The 19,084-nt window shown below is 72.3% G+C and carries 13 protein-coding genes; 9 read left to right on the plus strand and 4 right to left on the minus strand.

The genetic code is table 11. The annotated features are described in order from the left end of the window. Nucleotides 1-141 precede the first annotated feature (141 nt). From ACZ3IG_RS10150 to ACZ3IG_RS10170, 5 genes are all read left to right on the plus strand, one after another. A complete protein-coding gene (locus ACZ3IG_RS10150; protein ID WP_467430679.1) occupies nucleotides 142-2,994 on the plus strand; it encodes a protein kinase in 2,853 nt (950 codons plus the stop codon). 234 nt (nucleotides 2,995-3,228) lie between these two features. Continuing rightward, a complete protein-coding gene (locus ACZ3IG_RS10155; RefSeq protein ID WP_467430681.1) occupies nucleotides 3,229-4,959 on the plus strand; it encodes a serine/threonine-protein kinase in 1,731 nt (576 codons plus the stop codon). A gap of 213 nt (nucleotides 4,960-5,172) precedes the next feature. Next, nucleotides 5,173-6,447: a serine/threonine-protein kinase gene (locus tag ACZ3IG_RS10160; protein ID WP_467430682.1), complete on the plus strand. Its 1,275-nt coding sequence runs from the start codon at nucleotides 5,173-5,175 to the stop codon at nucleotides 6,445-6,447. Between the two features lie 137 nt (nucleotides 6,448-6,584). Continuing rightward, on the plus strand, nucleotides 6,585-8,237 hold the full coding sequence (locus tag ACZ3IG_RS10165) for a succinic semialdehyde dehydrogenase (protein ID WP_467430684.1): 1,653 nt from the start codon (nucleotides 6,585-6,587) through the stop codon (nucleotides 8,235-8,237). A 78-nt stretch (nucleotides 8,238-8,315) separates the two neighbouring features. Then, nucleotides 8,316-10,124: a GMC oxidoreductase gene (locus ACZ3IG_RS10170; RefSeq protein WP_467430686.1), complete on the plus strand. Its 1,809-nt coding sequence runs from the start codon at nucleotides 8,316-8,318 to the stop codon at nucleotides 10,122-10,124. A gap of 148 nt (nucleotides 10,125-10,272) precedes the next feature. Here ACZ3IG_RS10170 and ACZ3IG_RS10175 read toward each other — a convergent pair whose 3' ends face one another. Together ACZ3IG_RS10175 and ACZ3IG_RS10180 are read right to left on the minus strand one after the other, a co-directional pair. Then, nucleotides 10,273-11,244 carry an LAETG motif-containing sortase-dependent surface protein gene (locus ACZ3IG_RS10175; RefSeq protein WP_467430688.1) on the minus strand — a complete coding sequence of 324 codons (972 nt, stop codon included), beginning with the start codon at nucleotides 11,242-11,244 and terminating at the stop codon, nucleotides 10,273-10,275. A gap of 836 nt (nucleotides 11,245-12,080) precedes the next feature. Further along, nucleotides 12,081-12,431, minus strand: a complete 351-nt coding sequence (locus tag ACZ3IG_RS10180) for a chorismate mutase (protein ID WP_467430689.1) — start codon at nucleotides 12,429-12,431, stop codon at nucleotides 12,081-12,083. Nucleotides 12,432-12,767: 336 nt separating this feature from the next. Between ACZ3IG_RS10180 and guaA the strand changes: the two genes are divergently transcribed. Next, complete coding sequence (gene guaA / locus ACZ3IG_RS10185; RefSeq protein WP_215172913.1) at nucleotides 12,768-14,351, plus strand: glutamine-hydrolyzing GMP synthase; 1,584 nt, start codon at nucleotides 12,768-12,770, stop codon at nucleotides 14,349-14,351. Nucleotides 14,352-14,364: 13 nt separating this feature from the next. Here guaA and ACZ3IG_RS10190 read toward each other — a convergent pair whose 3' ends face one another. Beyond that, entirely contained in the window at nucleotides 14,365-14,838 is a 474-nt protein-coding gene (locus ACZ3IG_RS10190) for a pyridoxamine 5'-phosphate oxidase family protein (RefSeq protein ID WP_467430691.1), read from the minus strand. A gap of 152 nt (nucleotides 14,839-14,990) precedes the next feature. On the opposite strand from ACZ3IG_RS10190, the gene ACZ3IG_RS10195 reads away from it, so the two are divergent. Continuing rightward, nucleotides 14,991-15,794 (plus strand): class II aldolase/adducin family protein, encoded by an 804-nt coding sequence (locus tag ACZ3IG_RS10195; protein WP_467430692.1) that lies wholly within the window; start codon nucleotides 14,991-14,993, stop codon nucleotides 15,792-15,794. Nucleotides 15,795-15,963: 169 nt separating this feature from the next. Here the strand turns inward: ACZ3IG_RS10195 and ACZ3IG_RS10200 are convergent, their stop codons facing one another. Then, nucleotides 15,964-16,809, minus strand: a complete 846-nt coding sequence (locus ACZ3IG_RS10200; RefSeq protein ID WP_467430694.1) for a DUF4429 domain-containing protein — start codon at nucleotides 16,807-16,809, stop codon at nucleotides 15,964-15,966. A 167-nt stretch (nucleotides 16,810-16,976) separates the two neighbouring features. On the opposite strand from ACZ3IG_RS10200, the gene ACZ3IG_RS10205 reads away from it, so the two are divergent. Together ACZ3IG_RS10205 and ACZ3IG_RS10210 are read left to right on the plus strand one after the other, a co-directional pair. Further along, nucleotides 16,977-18,251: a hypothetical protein gene (locus ACZ3IG_RS10205; protein ID WP_467430697.1), complete on the plus strand. Its 1,275-nt coding sequence runs from the start codon at nucleotides 16,977-16,979 to the stop codon at nucleotides 18,249-18,251. A 282-nt stretch (nucleotides 18,252-18,533) separates the two neighbouring features. Beyond that, a complete protein-coding gene (locus ACZ3IG_RS10210) occupies nucleotides 18,534-19,058 on the plus strand; it encodes a DoxX family protein (RefSeq protein WP_467431638.1) in 525 nt (174 codons plus the stop codon). Nucleotides 19,059-19,084: the final 26 nt, after the last annotated feature.

Genomic DNA, 19,084 nt, shown 5'->3' on the forward strand with positions numbered 1-19,084 from the left:
GGGTTTGGTGATGCCGAGATGTGGTGACACCTCTTTGCGGGTTGCCTCCGGCACGTATCGTGAGTGCTTGCGGACCGTACGCAGTAGGAACGGCCCGCGGGGCGAACGGAATTGACCGACCGGGATGCCGGGGGAGGCAACGTGGACGACTACGCGGGACGGGTCCTCGCCGACCGCTACCGGCTGCCGCTGCCGCCCTCCGACGAGTACGAACTCACCGAGACCCGCGCCTTCGACACCTACAGCGGGCAGGAAGTGCTGGTCAGGCAGGTGCCGTTGCCCGAAGTCGTCGAGGCCGAGGTACTCGACGCGGAGGGGCTGCCGGACGGGTTCACGGCGCGTGACGGTGCGCCGCGCCGGCCGGTCCAGCGGCCGTCGGCCGCGCGTGGCAGTACGCGGCGTCCGGCCGACCCCGTGGTGCGGCGGGCCGTGGAGGCGGCCCAGGCGGCGGCCGGCATTCCCGACCATCCCCGCCTTGACCAGGTCTTCGACGTGTTCGCCGAGGGCGGTTCGCTGTGGGTCGTCAGCGAACTGGTGCCCGCCCGGCCGCTGGCCGCGCTGCTCGCCGAGCAGCCGCTGACGCCGTACCGGGCGGCCGAGATCGCCTCCGACGTCCTCATGGCCCTGCGGGTGCTGCACGCCCACGGCTGGGTGCACCGGAACATCACCGCCCGCACGGTGCTGGTCTGCGACGACGGCCGCGTGCTGCTGACCGGCCTCGCGGTCGGCGCGGCGGAGGAGGCGTTGTGCGGGTACGACCCGGTGCCGGGGGACGATGAGGAGGAGGGTGAGGGGGACGGCCCGCATGGCCTTCGTGGCCTTCATGGTCCTCACGGCTCTCATGGCCCCCACGCTTCCCAGGGTTCGCACCGGCACGGTGGTCCCGTTGGACACGGCCCCGTTGGACACGGCCCCGTTGGACACGGTGGTTCCGTCGGACAAGGCGGTCCCGTCGGCTCCGCCGGCCCCAGCGGTGTCAGTGACCCGGGCGGCCCCGGCAGTTCCAACGGCCCTGAGCACCCTGTGGACGCCTCATCCACTCGGCTGGATCCCGAGGCCGCTCGGCGGGCCGCCATTCAGGCGCGGGCGGCCGGGGTACTGCCGGGGCAGGGGGCCGGGGCGGCCAACGGGCGGGTCGACGCGGGCGGGGCGCGTTCGCTCGGGGACGGCAGTGCGGACGTCCGGGCCGCGCGGGCCGGGGCGATCGCCGCCTACCGGGCGGGTGCGCGGGCCGCGGCCCGTGTCCAGGAGGCGGAGAACGGCCGGGCGGCCCTGCCCGGCGCCCGCCCCGCCCCCGGCAGCGGCGCCCTGCCGTACGGCGGTGGCGACGGCGGCGGCAATGCCAACACCAACGGCAACGGCAACGGTGCGGAGCGGTCGCCGTACGGCCCTGGCGGGACCCCGCCGGGGCAGATCCCCGACCCCTACGGCGTCCGCACCACCTCCTGGCACGGTGCAGCGCCCCGGACCGCCGGTGATGTCCGGTCGTCGTCCGGCCAGGCCGCGCTGCCCGCAGCACGTGGCCTGTCCAAGACACCCGCCTCGCCCGTGCCGCCCGCCGAACCGGCCGTAACCGGGGCGTCCGCCGAGCCCGTCGTGCCTGGAGCGCCCGCCGCGTCCGCCGTCCCCGAGGCGGGCGCGGCGTCGCAGACCAGTCGTTGGGACGACCTGGTCGCCAAGACGCCCCCGCGCCGGGGCCCGGCCACCGCGCTCGCCGCCGAGCGGGCCCGGCAGGCCAGGATGGCGGTGGTCGGCCCGGTGACCGAGCGCTGGGCGCCGGAGCAGGCCGGCCCGGTGCACGAGAACTGGCAGCTCGCACCGCCCATCGGCCCCGCCACCGACCTGTGGGCGCTCGGCGCCCTGCTCTTCCGGGCCGTACAGGGACACGCGCCGTACCCGGAGGAGTCCACCGCCGAGCTGGTGCAGATGGTGTGCGCGGAGCCGCCGGCGTACGCCGAGGAGTGCGGACCGCTCCGGCCGGTCGTGGAGTCGCTGCTGCGCCAGGACCCCACCGAGCGTCTGGACTTCGAGGAACTGCGCGGCTGGCTGCGCTCCCTGGTGCGTTCGGCGCCCGAGGCGGACGCCGGACTGAACGTCGTCCCGGCCCCGCCGGCCGACGCCAGCCGGTTGCCGATCGTCCGCCGCCGGGGCGAGCTGGTGCGCAGGCGGCGCGCCGGGCTGCCCGCCCACCACGGACGCCACAAGCGGGCCAAGCGGGACGGCGGCTCACCGCGCCGGCTCGGCCGCACGCTGCTCCTGCTGATACTGCTCGGTATGGCAGCGCTGATCGCGTACGCCATGCTGTTCATGCCGAAGAGCGAGGAGACCGGCGCTGTCGGCGGGACGGACCGCACGGGGGCCACCGGATCGGTGGACGCCAGCGACGAGCCGCGGCCCGAGCGCGAGTCGCCGCAGGAGTCGGACGGTTCGGACAGTTCGGATGGTTCCGGGGGCTCGGACGGTTCGAAGGGGTCGAAGGGGGAGGCGAATCCCTCCCGGTCCGCGGGCTCCACCGAGCCGCAGACCGCCGAGCCCGAGGTCGCCGAGGGCTTCACCCTGCGCAAGGACGCGGAGGGCTTCCGCGTCGCCGTCGCCGAGGGCTGGGACCGCGCGGCGATCAACGGACGCGGTCAGGTGGTGTACGCGAAGGGCGACTTCGAGCTGATCGTCGTACCCGGCCGCGACGGCAGTGACGACTTCGGGGGCGACCCGATGACGTACCAGCGGGACCGGGAACCCGAGTTGCAGCCCTACCGCGACTCCAGCTGGGCGACCTCCTCCGGGCTGAAGTCCATCGAGGTGGGCGGACGGTCCATGGCCGAGGGGCAGTTCACCTGGACCGGCGACGACGGGGGCGAGCTGTTCGTGCGCAACCTCGCCATCCTGATCGACGGGCACTACCACGTGGTGCAGGTACGCGGACCGGAGGCGGAACGCGACGAGGTGACCCGGCTGTTCGAGCAGGCGTCGACGACGTACCAGTACACCGGCTGACCGCGCCTGAGGCGCTGACGCGTCGGACAGGTCTGAGGTATTGGCGTCTGTTTCTGCCAGATCGTCAAGCAAATCGGCAGAGCAGTGACGCAAGTTGAGCGCCTTTGGTTGCTCAGCAGAACAGAAAGCGACAACCGTCACAGAGCGGTCTCCGGGGTACCCCACCGGTTCCCTGGACGGGGGCCGGTCCCTACGCTGACCCTGTCAAGAGCATTGCGGGGCAACGTGAATCAGATGCAGGGCCAGCTCCTCGCCGGCCGCTACCGGCTCGGCGACGCCATCGGCAGCGGTGGCATGGGCCGGGTGTGGCGTGCCCACGACGAGGTGCTGCACCGAGTCGTCGCCATCAAGGAGTTGACCGCCGCGCTCTACGTCTCCGAGAGCGACCGGGCCGTACTGCTGGCCCGCACCCGGGGCGAGGCGCGTGCGGCCGCGCGGATCAACCACCCGGCCGTCGTCACCGTGCACGACGTACTCGAACACGACGGCCGGCCGTGGATCGTCATGGAACTCGTCGAGGGCCGTTCGCTGGCCGACGCGGTCAAGGACGAGGAACGCGTCGAGCCGCGCGAGGCCGCCCGGATCGGTCTGTGGGTGCTGCGCGCCCTGCGTGCCGCCCACACCGCCGGTGTGCTGCACCGCGACGTGAAACCGGGCAACGTGCTGCTCAGTACGGACGGACGCGTACTCCTCACCGACTTCGGCATCGCGCAGATAGAGGGCGACTCCACCATCACGCGGACGGGGGAGGTGGTCGGTTCGGTCGACTACCTGGCGCCTGAGCGCGTCCGCGGCCATGACCCCGGTCCGTCGTCCGACCTGTGGGCGCTCGGCGCGACGCTGTACACCGCGGTGGAGGGCCGATCACCGTTCCGCCGCACCTCGCCGCTGACCACCATGCAGGCGGTCGTCGAGGAGGACGCCGAACCGCTGGAGTACGCCGGTCCGCTGGAGCCCGTCGTCAGCGCCCTGCTGCGCAAGGACCCGGCCACCCGCCCCTCCGCGGCAGAAGCCGAGCAGATGCTCGCCGAGGCGGCGGAGGGCCGCCGGCCGGACGCGGCGCAGGCGTATGTGCCGACCGGGCCGGTGCGGTACGGGACGACGGAGACGCAGACCGCCGGAACCGGGACCGGAACCGGGACCGGAACCGGGACCGGGGCACGCGCAGACGCCGGCACCGGTGCCAGTACGGGCACCAGCACCGCTTCCGCGCAGACGGCTGCCACCGCGCGTCCTTCGCCGGTCACCGCGGTGTCGTCCGTCCGGCCGAAGCGCGGGCACCGGCTGCGCACGGTCGCGCTCGTCGTCGCCCTCGCGGCGCTCGTCGGCGGGGGTGTCGCGGTCACGCTGCACCAGTTCGGCTCGGACGGCTCCAGCGCCTCCGCCTCCGTATCGCAGACTCCGAATGCCGGTGCCAGCGACAGCGCCAGTGCGGGCGCCAGTGCCGACGTCAATGCCACACCGAGCGGCGAGGGCGCTCAGGGGGCGGTACCCGAGGGTTGGGAGCGGCGCGAGGACCCGGTGGGCTTCAGCATCACCCTGCCCGAGGGGTGGAAGCGGTCCGTCTCCATCGACCAGGACGGCATCCAGCAGGTCGACTACTCGCCCGACAACGGCAAGCACCTCGTGCGGGTCGCCATCGACACCGCGCCGGACTTCAGCACCTCGTACGAGCACATGAGCTACTTGGACGAGCGGCTAGCCGCGCGGTTGCGGGACTACGAGCAGGTGGTCCTCAAGGAGGAGCTCTTCCGTGACCTGCCGGGCGTCCGGTGGGAGTACACGTGGAACGCGCTGGCCGAGGACGCGCCGCACTACTTCGCGGGGCCCTACCGTGCCATCGACGTCGGCTACATGAAGAGCGACGGCACCGAGTACGCCCTCTACGCGTCTGCGCCGGCCGACGACTGGGCCACCACCAGCGAGCAGTTCGACGTGATGCTGCGGAGTTTCCAGGAGGGCTGATCCCCTCGACATGATTCCTTTGAGGTGAACCCTGTGAGGTAAGCCCTGTGAGGTGAGCCCGTCGAGGTGACCCCTGCGAGCTGCTCCCGGAGAAGCCGGTGGGGATTGCCGGTGCGAACAGACGGGTAATCGTCTGATCGGTGGCCGGGTGGCGACACACTTGGCCGGTCACCGCCCCGGAAGGGGCCCGCCCGGGGCGGCATGATGAGACACATGGGGAGCCAGGGGAGCCAGGGAAGTCATGGGGGCAATTCCCCTCTCGTAGCGAACCGGTACCGCCTGGAGGCACAACTGGGGCGCGGCGGCATGGGCGTGGTGTGGCGGGCGAGAGACGAACTGCTCGGCCGGCGGGTCGCCGTCAAAGAACTCCCCTTCGACGTGAGCCTTTCCGACGCCGAGGCCCGGCAGTGGCGGGAGCGCACGCTGCGCGAGGCCCGCGCGGTCGTGCGACTGAGCCACCCGCACATCATCGTCGTCCACGATGTCGTCGAGGACGGTGAACGTACGTACATCGTCATGGAGCTGCTCGACGGCGGCTCGCTCGCCGACCGCATCGCCCGGTACGGCCCGGTCGGTCCCGTCGCGGCGGCCCGGATCGGGATCGCCCTGCTCGGTGCCCTGCGCACCGCGCACGCGGCCGGGGTCCTGCACCGCGACGTGAAGCCGTCCAACGTCCTGGTCGCCGAGGACGGCCGGATCGTGCTCACCGACTTCGGCGTCGCCCAGGTCCCGGGCGCGACCACCCTCACCGAGTCCGGCTCCTTCGTCGGCTCGCCCGAGTACACCGCTCCCGAACGGATGTCCGGGGCCGGGACCGGGCCGGAGTCCGACCTGTGGTCGCTGGGCGCCCTGCTGTGCACCGTCCTCAGCGGTGAGTCCCCGTTCCGCCGGGACTCGCTGGGCGGCATCCTGCACGCCGTGGTCTCCGGGGAGTTCCGGCCGCCCCCACAGGCCGGTCCGCTCCTCCCCGTCATCGAGGGCCTGCTCGAACGCGACCCGCGACGGCGGCTGGACGCGGCGGAGGCGGAGCGGATGCTGCGCGCCTATCTGGCCACGGGCCTCAGTCCCCTCCCGCCCGGAACCGGGCGACCGCGTTCCAGACGGAGCGTGCTCACGGCGGCGCTGCTGGCCGCCGCGACGGCGGGCGCGGGCATCTCCGCTGCGGTCCTGCTGATCGACGACATCGGCGACGACGATGAGAACGGCGGCGGCGACGGTGACGGGAACGGGAACGGCGGCAAGGGCGGCGACGGGAACGGGGGCGGCGACGGGAACGGGGACGGGAACGGGGACGGCGGCACGTCACCGACGCCCCCGACGCCCCCGACGCTCCCCACCCCCCACACGCCCCCGACCGCCCCGCACCCCTCGCCCCCGATGCCCACCGCCACGGTCACCGTGACCCGCCCGCCCCTGTCCCCCGCCGCCTCCTCGCCCCCCGCCTCCACGTCCCCGGCCGCGACCCCGCCTCCACCGCTCTCGTCCTGAGGAAAAACGTCGGCACAGCCGGACAACGCCCTGATCAGGCATTCGTTGCCACCGATCACTGGCGCCATGTGAGCAGTCGGTGAATCTGGATTACCGACGGGTACACAAGGGCCCCGGCGCGGCATACCCTGCCGCTCATGACGGATGCGCAGGCCCTGGACAGCACCGAGAAGACCGGCACGGGACGGACCGGCCCGGCACCGGCCGGCACCAACCCCCTCGCCCCCGCACCGGAGGGCGCCCGCACCGCCGCCGACGTGGTCACGCCCGAGCTGATCGCCCAGCTCACCAAGGGGGTGACCGGTTCCGGACGGACGGTCAGCCACGCGCCGTTCACCGGCCGGAAGCTGGCCGACCTGCCGGAGTCCTCGCCGGCCGACGTGGCGAAGGCGTACGACCGTGCCCGTGCCGCCCAGCCCGCCTGGGCGCGGACCCCGGTCCGGGAGCGGGCCGCCGTCCTGCTGCGCTTCCACGACCTGGTCCTCCAGCGCCAGGCCGAGGTCCTCGACCTGATCCAGCTGGAGACCGGCAAGGCCCGCCTGCACGCCCATGAGGAGGTCCAGGCCGTCGCCGTCGCCGCCCGCCACTACGGCCGCCGCGCCACCGCGTATCTGAAACCGAGGCGGCACACCGGCGCCGTACCGACCCTGACGAAGGTCACCGAGCTGCGCCACCCGCGCGGCGTCGTCGGCCAGATCGCCCCCTGGAACTACCCCCTCGAACTGTCCGTCGGCGACGCGCTCCCCGCGTTCGTCGCGGGCAACGCGGTCGTGATGAAGCCCGACACCGAGACCTGCCTGACCGCCCTGTGGGCCCGTGACCTGCTCATCGAGGCCGGGCTGCCCGCCGAGGTCTTCCAGGTCGTCCTCGGCGAGGGCCCGGTCGTCGGCCCCGAGGTCGTCAAACACGCCGACTACGTCTCCTTCACCGGCTCCACCCGCACCGGCCGCGAGGTCGCCCAGGGTGCCGCCGCCCGGCTGGTCGGCGTCTCCCTCGAACTCGGCGGCAAGAACGCCATGCTGGTCCTGGAGGACGCCGACATCGAGAAGGCCGCCGCGGGCGCCGTCCGCGCCTGCTTCTCCTCGGCCGGCCAGCTCTGCATCTCCGTCGAGCGGCTCTACGTCCACGAGTCCGTCGCCGACGCCTTCCTGGAGCGCTTCGCCGCCCGCACCAGGGCGATGCGGCTGGGCAACTCCCTGGCCTACGGCGCCGACATGGGGTCGCTGGTGGGGGAACGGCAGCTGGAGACCGTACAGCGGCATGTGGCGGACGCCGTCGAACGCGGCGCGAAGCTCGTGGCCGGCGGGGTCGCCCGCCCGGACATCGGACCGTACTTCTACGAGCCGACCATCCTCGAAGGCGTCACCGCACCCATGACGGTGTGCACCGAGGAGACCTTCGGCCCGGTCGTCTCCGTCCACCGCTTCCACACCGAGGAGGAGGCCGTCGTACTCGCCAACGCGACGCCGTACGGCCTCAATGCCTCGGTGTGGACCAGGGACGCCCGGCGCGGCCACGGGGTCGCCGCCCGTCTGCGCACCGGCACCGTCAACATCAACGAGGGGTACGCCGCCGCCTACGGCAGCGTCCAGGCGCCGATGGGCGGCATGAAGGACTCCGGCCTCGGCCGCCGGCACGGCTCCGAGGGCATCCTCAAGTACACCGAGGCCCAGACCGTCGCCCACCAGCGCCTGCTGCCGATGGCCCCGTCGCTCGGCATGGACGACGAGAAGTACGCCCGGTTCATGTCCCGCAGCCTCCGCCTGATGAAGACGTTGCGGCTGCGCTAGGGCCTGTCCGAGGCCCCTGGCCCCGGGCCCCTGCCACCACAGACGAACCCGCACGTGAAACTCGACGAGGAGACAACCGTGCCCCAGGACGCTTACGACTACGACGTCATCGTCGTCGGCTCAGGCTTCGGTGGCTCGGTGAGCGCCCTGCGCCTCACCGAGAAGGGCTACAAGGTGGGCGTCCTGGAAGCCGGCCGCCGTTTCACCCGCGCGTCGCTGCCCAAGAACTCCTGGGACCTGAAGAACTACCTCTGGGCCCCCCGGCTCGGCATGTTCGGCCTCCAGCGCATCCACCTCCTCGGGAATGTCATGGTCCTGGCAGGTGCCGGGGTCGGCGGCGGTTCCCTCAACTACGCCAACACCCTCTACGTCCCGCCCGCGCCCTTCTTCGAGGATTCCCAGTGGCGTGACATCACCGACTGGAAGGACGAGCTGGCGCCCTACTACGACCAGGCCCGCCGCATGCTCGGCGTCCGGCTCAACCCGACGACGACCCCCTCCGACGTCCATCTGAAGGCCGCCGCCGAGCGGATGGGCTGCGGCGACACCTTCCATCTGGCCCCGGTCGGCGTCTTCTTCGGCGACGGGCGGGACGCCGACGGGTCGGTACGGGCCAGGCCGGGGGAGCGGGTCGCGGACCCCTACTTCGGCGGCGCGGGCCCGGACCGGCACGCCTGCGCCGAGTGCGGCGAGTGCATGACCGGCTGCCGGCACGGCGCGAAGAACACCCTGAACGAGAACTACCTGTACCTCGCCGAGAAGGCGGGCGCCGTCGTGCACCCGATGACGACGGTCGTCTCCGTCACGGACGACTCCCGGGGCGGCTACGCGGTGACCACCCTCCCCACCGACCGCCGGGACCGGAACCGGAACCGGACGAGGGGCGAGGGCCGCACCCTCACCGCCCGCCGGGTGGTCCTCGCGGCCGGCACGTACGGCACCCAGACCCTGCTGCACCGGATGAAGGCCGGCGGGCAGCTCCCGTACATATCCGACCGGCTCGGGTCGCTGACCCGGACCAACTCAGAGGCGCTGGTCGGCGCCCAGACCGACGACCGGCGCTACCGCAAGGCCACCGGGGAGCCGAAGGCCGACTTCACGCGGGGCGTCGCCATCACGTCCTCGGTCCACCCCGACGCCAACACCCACATCGAACCGGTCCGTTACGGCAAGGGGTCCAACTCGATGGGCGGCCTGTCGATCCTCCAGGTCCCGTACGCCGGCCGGACCGCCTCCGGGACCACCCGCGTCCTGGGCTTCCTGGCCAACGCGGCCAGGCACCCGCTGCTGGTCCTGCGCTCCCTCTCCAACCGGCGCTGGTCGGAGCGGACCATCATCGGCCTGGTGATGCAGTCGCTGGACAACTCCCTGACGACGTACCTGAAACCGGCGGGCGTCGGCAAGGGCCTGCTCACCGCCCGCCAGGGCCACGGCTCGCCCAACCCCAAGCAGATCGAGGCCGCCACCGAGAGCGCCTCCGCGCTCGCCGCCGAGATCAACGGCTTCCCCGGCTCCAACGTCGGTGAGCTGATGGGCACCCCGCTCACCGCCCACTTCCTCGGCGGCTGCCCGATCGGCGCCACGCGCGAGACCGGCGTCATCGACCCGTACCACCGGCTCTACGGCCACCCCGGCATCTCCGTCGTCGACGGCGCCGCGGTCTCGGCCAACCTGGGCGTCAACCCCTCCCTGACCATCACGGCCCAGGCGGAACGGGCCATGTCCTACTGGCCCAACAAGGGCGAGCCCGACCCGCGCCCGGCACAGGGCACGGCGTACGAACGTCTGGCCCCCGTCGAACCCAAGTCCCCGGCGGTCCCGCCGGACGCGTTCGGCGCGCTGCGGCTGCCGTTCCTGGGCATGCCGACGGTGCCGCCGAAGCCGTAGCCGTAGCCGTAGCCCGCCGGCCCCCGGCTGCCGGCCCGCCGGGAAGACGCGGTCGGAAAGGAGAAGGACCCGCACCCCCCTCCGAGCGCGGGTCCTCCCCTGTTCTGCGGCGGGCCCGGTCCACAGGCCCGCGGGTACCACGTGCCGGCTACGCCCCGGCGCCGGCCTTGCGCCGCCGCACGGCGAACACCGCGCCGGCGCCGGCGACGACGGCGAAGCCGCCGACCAGGCCGACCATCGGCAGCGCGGAACTGGAGCCGGTCTCGGCGAGGTTGCCGGTGACCTGCGGGGTACCGGCCGTGGGCGAGGCGCTGGCCACGGGCACCGTGCCGCCAGTCTGGGGCTTGGTGCCGGTGGTGTCCGTGCCGGCGGCGACGATCTGGAACTGGTACGCCACCTCCAGGTCGCGGACGCACAGGTCCTCGTCGGCGTAGAGCGTCGAGCCGATCGTGAAGGCGGTGCCGGCCGCGGCGCCGGCGGCCACGTTGACGCGCAGCGGGACCTCGGCCTCGTAGCCGGGCTTGAGTTCCTCGGTCATACCGGCGTAGCCGATGGCGTAGCCGTACTCGTCGAGGTCGTACCAGCTCTTCTCCTCGGGGTCGTACGCCTGGAGGCGGACGGTCCGGCTGGTGAACAGGTCGTCACCGGCCTTGTTCGAGGCGGCGCTGATCAGGTAGCCGAGCCCGTAGAGCGTGCCGTCGGAGGTGTTCTTCACGGTGAGGGAGAACTCGTGCCAGCCGCTGCCCGCCGCGATCTTGCCCGGCAGCCCGGTGATGTCCGAGTCGACGGCCTCGGCCACGCACTCGCTCGGCTCGGGTTCCGGCGACTGCGACTCCTCGGGCTTCGAGGTGCTCGGCGACGGGCTGCTGGAGCCGGTGGGCGAGGCGCTCGCCGAGGACGACTGGCCGGCCTCGGCCGTCGGGGCGGCGCTCGTGGAGGTGTTCTCCTCGGGCGCGGTCTCCGGCGCGGAGGTGGACGGGGCGGGCGGCGTGCTCTCGGCGGCCGGCACGCTCGCGGAGGTGCTCGGTGAGGCGGACGGCGTCTCTCCGGTGGCGTACGCGGCCGGAGCGGCGAGCAGCGCCACGGGGGCGATCACTGCCGTCGTGGCTGCTGCTGCCATGGCGCGGCGAAGCTTCATGAACACCTCGGGAAGTCGGGCGTACCGCTGGGACGCGGCACGGACGGTGAAGGAAACCTCCGCGGTGGGGCGCGGCCGGGGCCCTTGGGTCAGCAGGTTGGATCAGTGAGACCTGTGAATGGTTGTCCGCGCGTTCATGGAATTCTCATGTGGCTTGGATCACTACTGTCCGGCACGGTTCGCTCACGGTCGGCTTCCGTGTCCGTTCGGACCGGACTGACTGGTCGGGCCGGGCTGACGGGACTGACGGAACGACGGGGCTGACGGGGCTGACGGGGCTGACGGGACTGACCGGTCGGACTGGGCGGACCGACATGGCGAAGGGCCCCGCGGTGGATGGCCGCGGGGCCCTTCGTCGGCCGGCACCGGCGGCAGGGCGGCGCCGGTGCCCGCGGAGCGGCGCCGGGGGGTCGCGCCGCTGGTCACGGATGGCCCGGCGCGTCGGCACGGGGCATCGGACTACGGGAGAGAAGAGCTGGGGCTGCGCACGCATCGTGCTGGAGGAGGAACAAGCTCCGCAACCGTTTGACGCGGACTTGAACATTCCTGGACATGTACCGACGGTCGGCCCCGGGCGTCCCCGGAGCCGACCGTTCTGTTGGGTGACCGGGCTGCTGTCCCCTGCCGTCCGGTCACTTCCCTGGAGCGAGGTCCCACGACGTACGGCACGATCCGTACGTCTCATCGCTCCAGCGAGCCACGCGTGGTTCTTTCGGGCCCGCCCCTGGCTGGCACGGACACCGGGACCAACGAAGCGGCGCGGCCACCGGTCACGCGCCGTACGGGTGAGAACGGCCCCGAACTCATCTGCGACCGGTTCAGACGCGGCCCCGGCACAGTTCCAAGAGGGTCATGGCGAGGGCGGTGCCCGGCTTGCCCAGGGCGTCGCGGTAGTGGGAGAGGACGCCCATCTCGCGGGAGAGGTTCACGCGCCGGCCGCCGGAGGCGATCCGGGCGTCCTGGATGACGGCCGAGACGGCCATGCGTTCCTGGATCAGACCGATGATCCGGTCGTCGAGCGCGTCGATGCGTTCCCGGGCGCCGGTGATCACGTCGGCTGCTTCAGGGGTGTGTGCGCCGGTCGCGTCGGTGGCGGTGATCGCGGTGGTGGCGGTGGTGGCGATTGCGGTGGCGGTGGTGGCGGCGGCGGTTGTGGTGGCGGCTGTCATGGGCGGGGGCTCCTCGTCGGACGGGGTGCCCCGGGACGACAGGATCCGGGAGAAACGTCAGGCGCCCCGGGCCTTGTCGGCCCGGGGCGCCTGGGAAGTCGCTGTCAGTTGCTCAAGCAGCACGACCATGGCAGCCGGTGGGCCGGTTGCCATAGGTAAACAGGAAAGCCTGCTGCGGAGTGAGCATGGACCCAGTATGCCGGGGGGAACGCACGGTGGCCAAGCCCTTTCGCATGGTGAGACGTGCCACCGGCGTCCGCGGCCGGGACGGGTCACGTGCCCGCCTCGGTAGAATCGGAGTCACAAGCCCCCCGCCCGACCGCCGGAAGGCACCTCGTGTCATCAGCGACTCCCGCTGCCAACGCCGCCCCCGACACCGTTCTGGTCGTCGACTTCGGCGCGCAGTACGCCCAGCTCATCGCCCGCCGAGTCCGCGAGGCCCGGGTCTACAGCGAGATCGTGCCGAGCACCATGCCGGTCCAGGACATGCTCGCCAAGAACCCGGCGGCCATCATCCTCTCCGGCGGCCCCTCGTCCGTGTACGAGGAGGGCGCCCCCCGCCTCGACCGCGAGATCTTCGAGGCCGGCGTCCCCGTCTTCGGCATGTGCTACGGCTTCCAGCTGATGGCGCAGTCCCTCGGCGGCACGGTCGACAACAGCGGCGCCCGCGAGTACGGCCGTACCGACCTCGCCGTCTCCCGACCGTCCTCCACCCTCTTCGAGGGCACCCCGGCCGAGCAGGCGGTCTGGATGTCGCACGGCGACGCCTGCTCCGCCGCCCCCGAGGGCTTCACCGTCACCGCGTCCACGGACGTCGTCCCGGTCGCCGCCTTCGAGAACGACGAGAAGAAGCTCTACGGCGTCCAGTACCACCCCGAGGTGATGCACTCCACGCACGGGCAGCAGGTGCTGGAGCACTTCCTGTACCGGGGTGCGGGCCTGACCCCCGACTGGACCACCGGCAACGTGATCGAGGAGCAGGTCGCCGCGATCCGCGAGCAGGTCGGCGACAAGCGCGCCATCTGCGGCCTGTCCGGCGGCGTGGACTCCGCGGTCGCCGCGGCCCTCGTCCAGAAGGCCATCGGCTCCCAGCTGACCTGCGTCTACGTCGACCACGGCCTGATGCGCAAGGGCGAGACCGAGCAGGTCGAGAAGGACTTCGTCGCCGCGACCGGCGTGCAGCTGAAGGTCGTGGACGCCGAGGAGCGGTTCCTGACCGCGCTGAAGGGCGTCTCCGACCCCGAGGAGAAGCGGAAGATCATCGGCCGGGAGTTCATCCGGGTCTTCGAGCAGGCCCAGGCCGAGATCATCGCCGACGAGGGCCCGGCGGTCGAGTTCCTCGTCCAGGGCACCCTCTACCCGGACGTGGTCGAGTCCGGCGGTGGCACCGGCACCGCCAACATCAAGTCGCACCACAACGTCGGCGGGCTCCCCGAGGACCTCGAGTTCCAGCTGATCGAACCGCTGCGCAAGCTGTTCAAGGACGAGGTCCGGATGGTCGGCCAGGAACTGGGCCTGCCGGAGGAGATCGTCCAGCGCCAGCCCTTCCCCGGCCCCGGCCTCGGCATCCGGATCGTCGGCGAGGTCACCAAGGAGCGGCTCGACCTGCTGCGCGAGGCCGACGCCATCGCCCGCGAGGAGTTGACGGCGGCCGGTCTCGACCGCGAGATCTGGCAGTGCCCGGTGGTCCTGCTCGCGGACGTCCGCTCGGTCGGCGTCCAGGGCGACGGACGCACCTACGGCCACCCGATCGTGCTACGGCCCGTCTCCTCCGAGGACGCGATGACGGCCGACTGGTCCCGGCTGCCGTACGACGTGCTGTCCAAGATCTCGACCCGCATCACCAACGAGGTCAAGGACGTCAACCGGGTCGTCCTCGACGTGACGTCGAAGCCGCCGGGCACCATCGAGTGGGAGTGACCCCTGTGAGCCCCTACGTGCGCCTCACGGTGCGCAGGGGCTCTCCGGGCTGCCAGACCTGGACGACGAGATACGCGTCGTCCTCCACGGAGGTCCGCACGACCTCCGTCAGCTCGGTACGGAAGAGGTGGAACGGCTCCGGCGGTTCCACCTCTTCGACGTATCCGGCCTTCGTCCCCGCGTCCTCGACCTCGAACGCCCGCCCGCTGATCCGTACGTCCCCGCCGCCCATGCCGGTGCCCTCCCCGAGGTTGGCCTGGAGCGCGAAGCGCGGGTCGCGGCGCAGGTCCAGGGCCTTGAGCGAGCCCGGCATCAGACCGAGCCACAGCTCACCGGCGAGAAAACGCACCTCCAGACCGCTGGTCCGGGGCGAGCCGTCCTTGCGCAGGGTCGCGAGGACATGGTGGGTGAAGGCGCCGAAACGTCGCTCCACGGTCGTGGCGAGATCGGGTTCGGCGGCGGCGAAGAAGGCCCAATTCGCTGTCATGTGCCGAGTCTCCCGCCCAAACCAGACATCTGCTGTCGGGTATCGGCCGGACGGCGTCGATCAGTCCCACACATTTACGGAACAGAACTGTCTTCCCCGGCTCACCGACGGTAACTTCACGCCCCGTGAATCAACCCAGTGCCGGAGGGCACATGCACGGGACGCCCGGGGCCGCTCCGCCCCCGCCGCGGCCACTCGACACGCTCCAGTTCGCGATGCCGCCGATGCACGAGTCCGTCGCCGACGAACGCCGGCACCGCAAGGAGCGGCTGGCGGGCGCCCTGCGCATCTTCGGGCGGTACGGCCTGGAGGACGGCGTCTCCGGGCACATCACCGCCCGCGATCCCGAGTTCACCGATTGCTTCTGGGTCAACCCCTTCGGCCTGCCGTTCCGGCACGTCACGGTGAGCGATCTGGTCCTGGCCAACGCCGACGGCCAGGTCATCGAGGGCCGCTACCACGTCAACCAGGCCGCCTTCACCGTCCACTCCCGGGTGCACGCCGCCCGCCCCGACGTCGTCGCCGTCGCCCACTGCCACTCGGTGCACGGCCGCGCGCTCGCCGCCCTCGGCGACCTGCTCGACCCCATCACCCAGGAGAGCTGCGCCTTCTACGAGGACCACGCCCTCTACGACTCCTACAGCGGCGTCACGGTCGACGCCGAGGAGGGGCGGCGCATCGCCGCGGCGCTCGGCTCCCGCAAGGCGCTGGTGCTGCGCAACCACGGGCTGCTGACGGTCGGTGACTCGGTGGACGCGGCGGCCTGGTGGTTCCTGTCGATGGAACGGTGCTGCCAGGTGCAACTGGCGGCCAAGGCCGCGGGCCGGCCCGTACTGATCGAACACCGACGGGCGACGGCGACCTGGGAGCAACTCGGCGGGGACCTGGTGGCGTGGATCAACTACCAGCCCCTGTGGCGCGAGGTCACCCGCGACGAACCGGACCTGCTGGACTGACGGGTCAGACGGGTGAGACGGGTCGGACGGGTCGGACGGGTCGGACGTGTCAGACGGATCACATGGGTCTGGCAGACCGGCGAGTACGGCAGACCGGCGAGTACGGCAGACCGGCGGGTCCGTGGGGTCCGTCGGGTCCGTCGGGTCTGGCCCGTGGCAGGGCCGCGTCTCAGAACTTCCGGAGCACCACCGCCTTGGTCATCGCGAACTCCTCGTCGGTGAGCACCCCGTCGCGGTGCAACCGCCCCAACTCGCGCAGCCGGCACAGCAGTACGTCGTGATGGCCGGCCCGCGCCGGCGCGGCGCGGGCCGACGGGTGCGGCAGCCGGGCGGTGACCGCGGTGGCGACCAGCGCGGTGAGCAGATCGCGGCGGGCGTTGCCCCACAGATCCAGGGCGTACGGGTCCTTCTCCGGCGGCAGCTCGGAGAGGACCGTCTCCCGCGTCACGAAGCGCAGAACGCCGTCCCCGTGACCCGAGTTGGGCAGCCACTCGACCCGCACGAGGTCACCCACGTGGAGGATCCTGGGCCCCGTGGCGCGTTTGACCCGCTCGGAGGTGTCCGCCCAGTCGATCCGTACCCGGGTGCCGTCGAAGGAGACCGTGCCGTCGGAGGAACGGACCGAGACCGGGACCGGAGGGCCCGGCAGCAGATACGCCTGGGTGGGCTCCTGCGGAACCCGGTCGAGCAGCAGTGCCCGGCGGATCTCCTCCACGACGTACTCGGCGATCCCGGCGCGGTCGGTGTCCACTGTCAGCCGGTAGGGGTCCGCCGGGTCGGGGAGCCGGCCGCCGGTCGCCTGGAGCAGGGGGTCGGCGCCTTCCCGAAGCCGCAGCCGGAGCCGCCCGCCTTTGCGTTCCGGCTCGAAGACGGCGCCCGAGACGGCCTCCAGCGGTACGGCGACCTCCCCGTACGTCTGCCGGAACAGCGGCACCGAGCGGTGCAGGCCCGGGGTGATCCTGACCGTACTGCCGTCGAAGGCCCAGGCCCCGTCACGCTGGATGATCTCGGCCATAAGGGAATTCTCGCAGGCGGGTCAACACTGCGGACCGCACGTCACCCGTGCTGAGCAGAGGAGGCCGGGGGCGCCCGGCGCGAACGGGGTGGTGTAGGGCACAATTCGCTGTCGTCCCGGGGGAGTTGCGGGTCCGGTCGCAAGGGTGCGGAAGGTGGATGTCGGGCGTGGCGGTGCAGGAGGCGAGACACGGTGGGGCGGGCGTGCACGGCGGCGGGTGCACGTGCGGGGACTGCCCGCACGGCGCACGTGAGGGCCATCGGCGGGCGGTCGCCGATTTCGCCCTGCGCAGGGACGAGTTCGCGGCCGGACAGGGGCTGCCGGCCGCAGTGGCCCACTCGGCGTCGGCCTCCCGGCAGTGGGTCTCCGAGGAACTGACCCAGTCCGCCGGACTCGTCGCCGAACGCGGCCGGGCCGAGGGCGGGGCCTGGCTGGCCGGCCTGTGGCGCCGCACGGCCGGTGCGGCGCTGGCCGCCGTGGTGGTCCTGCTGCTGGTGCAGGCGCTCACCGCGGTGGGCGCCGGCTGGACTCCCGCCCGCACCGCCGGTCTGGCGGCGGCGCTGGTCGTGGCCGGGGCGCTGACGGCGGCGTCCTGGTTCCACCGGGCCCGGGGCGGCGCGCTGGCTCCGGTCATCGGCGAGGACAACCGGCTCTCCACGTCCCGCGCCGTGGCAGTGGCCTGGGTACTGTTCGTCGCCTACGCGGTACTGGTGCTGGTGGGAGAACTCGCGCTGGCCTCCGCGCCCGGAGACCGGGACGCCCTCATCTCCGGCCTCGAACTGCGTCGGGGCGCCGGCGTGGTGACGGTGCTCGCGGTGGTCTGCGGGATCGCGGTCCTGGTACGGCGGGTGGTCGGGCTGCGGGTGCTGGGACAGCGGCTCCAGAAGGTACGGGCGGACCGGCCGCGCGCGGCCGATCTGCTGACGGACGACGCCGGACGCGGGACCTTCGCCGACATCCAGTACGTCGTGATCAACGGGGTCGCCCTGGTGTTCGGGGCGGTACGGCTGGCCCGCCGGCCGGAGCAGTTGCCGGACCTGCCGTGGGGGCTGGCGGTCGTGGTGCTGGTGTCGGCGGCGACCTACCTGGCCGGCAAGTACGCCGAGGGCGGCCGTCCGGTGGTCCTCTCGGTGGTGCGGGCCCGGGAGGCCGGTGCTCTGGACGGGCCCATCCGGACGGGCGACGACATCGAGATCCGGGGCGCCGGATTCGTACCGCCGGGGGCGCAGAGCGCGGACCGGCTGTCCCGGATGGTGGTGCGGATCGGCGCGGTCAATGTCCACGTGCCGCTGGTCCCGGTCGCCGGAGGTTTCAGCAACCCCACCGACACGCTGCTGACCGTGCCCGTACCGGCGGACGTGGAGCCGGGGCGGGTCGAGGTGCAGGTGGTCACGGCGGCGGGAGTGGAAACCAACCGGTGCGTGGTCGACGTGACGGAGTGAGGGCAGTGAGGGCAGTGAGGGCCTGGAGCGGTCTCCACTGGGGTCCACGCAGGGTGGGTTTCACGTAGGTGGGCTCCGTGCAGGGGGGCGTCCGTACAAGGCGGTCTCCAAGCAAGGCGGTCTCCAAGCGCGGTGATCTTTGAGCAGAGCGGTCGTCCATCGGTCAGAAATCGATCCAGTCGGGAAAAATCTCGGCCCGTGAGGATTGAGCGGGTCCTCGGTGTCGTACGTATGGACGTCGAGGGGGTCTCGGCACGCGGCGGCGAGAGGCGGCTGGCAGCGATGGCTCACGGCATGCGGACGGACACGTCCCCCACCGACGGCGCCCTGGACTGGCGCGAGCGGGCCACCCGGTACGCGCTCCTTCCTCTGCGGGTCTTCCTCGGCATCACCTTCGTCTACGCCGGCATCGACAAACTGACCGACAGCGCCTTCATGAAGGACTCGGGCTCCGGTTCCGTCGGCGACATGATGCGGACCGTCCGTGACTCCTCGGCCATTCCCGCCCTGGTCGACCTCTCCCTGAAGAGCCCGTCCGGCTTCGGCTACGCCATCGCCTTGGGGGAACTGGCCGTCGGCATCGGCACCCTGATCGGTCTCCTCGCCCGGCTCGCCGCGTTGGGCGGCGCCCTGATCTCGCTCAGCCTGTGGCTGACGGTGAGCTGGGCGTCCGACCCGTACTACTACGGCAATGACCTGGCCTACCTCATGGCGTGGATTCCTCTCGTGCTGGCGGGTGCGCCGCTGCTGTCGCTGGACGCGGGGTTGCGTGCGCGGCGACGGCGGCGACGAGACGCGAGCCGGTGACCCCGGTGACCCCGGTGACGCCGGTG

This window comes from Streptomyces sp. NPDC016677 (genome assembly GCF_055562815.1).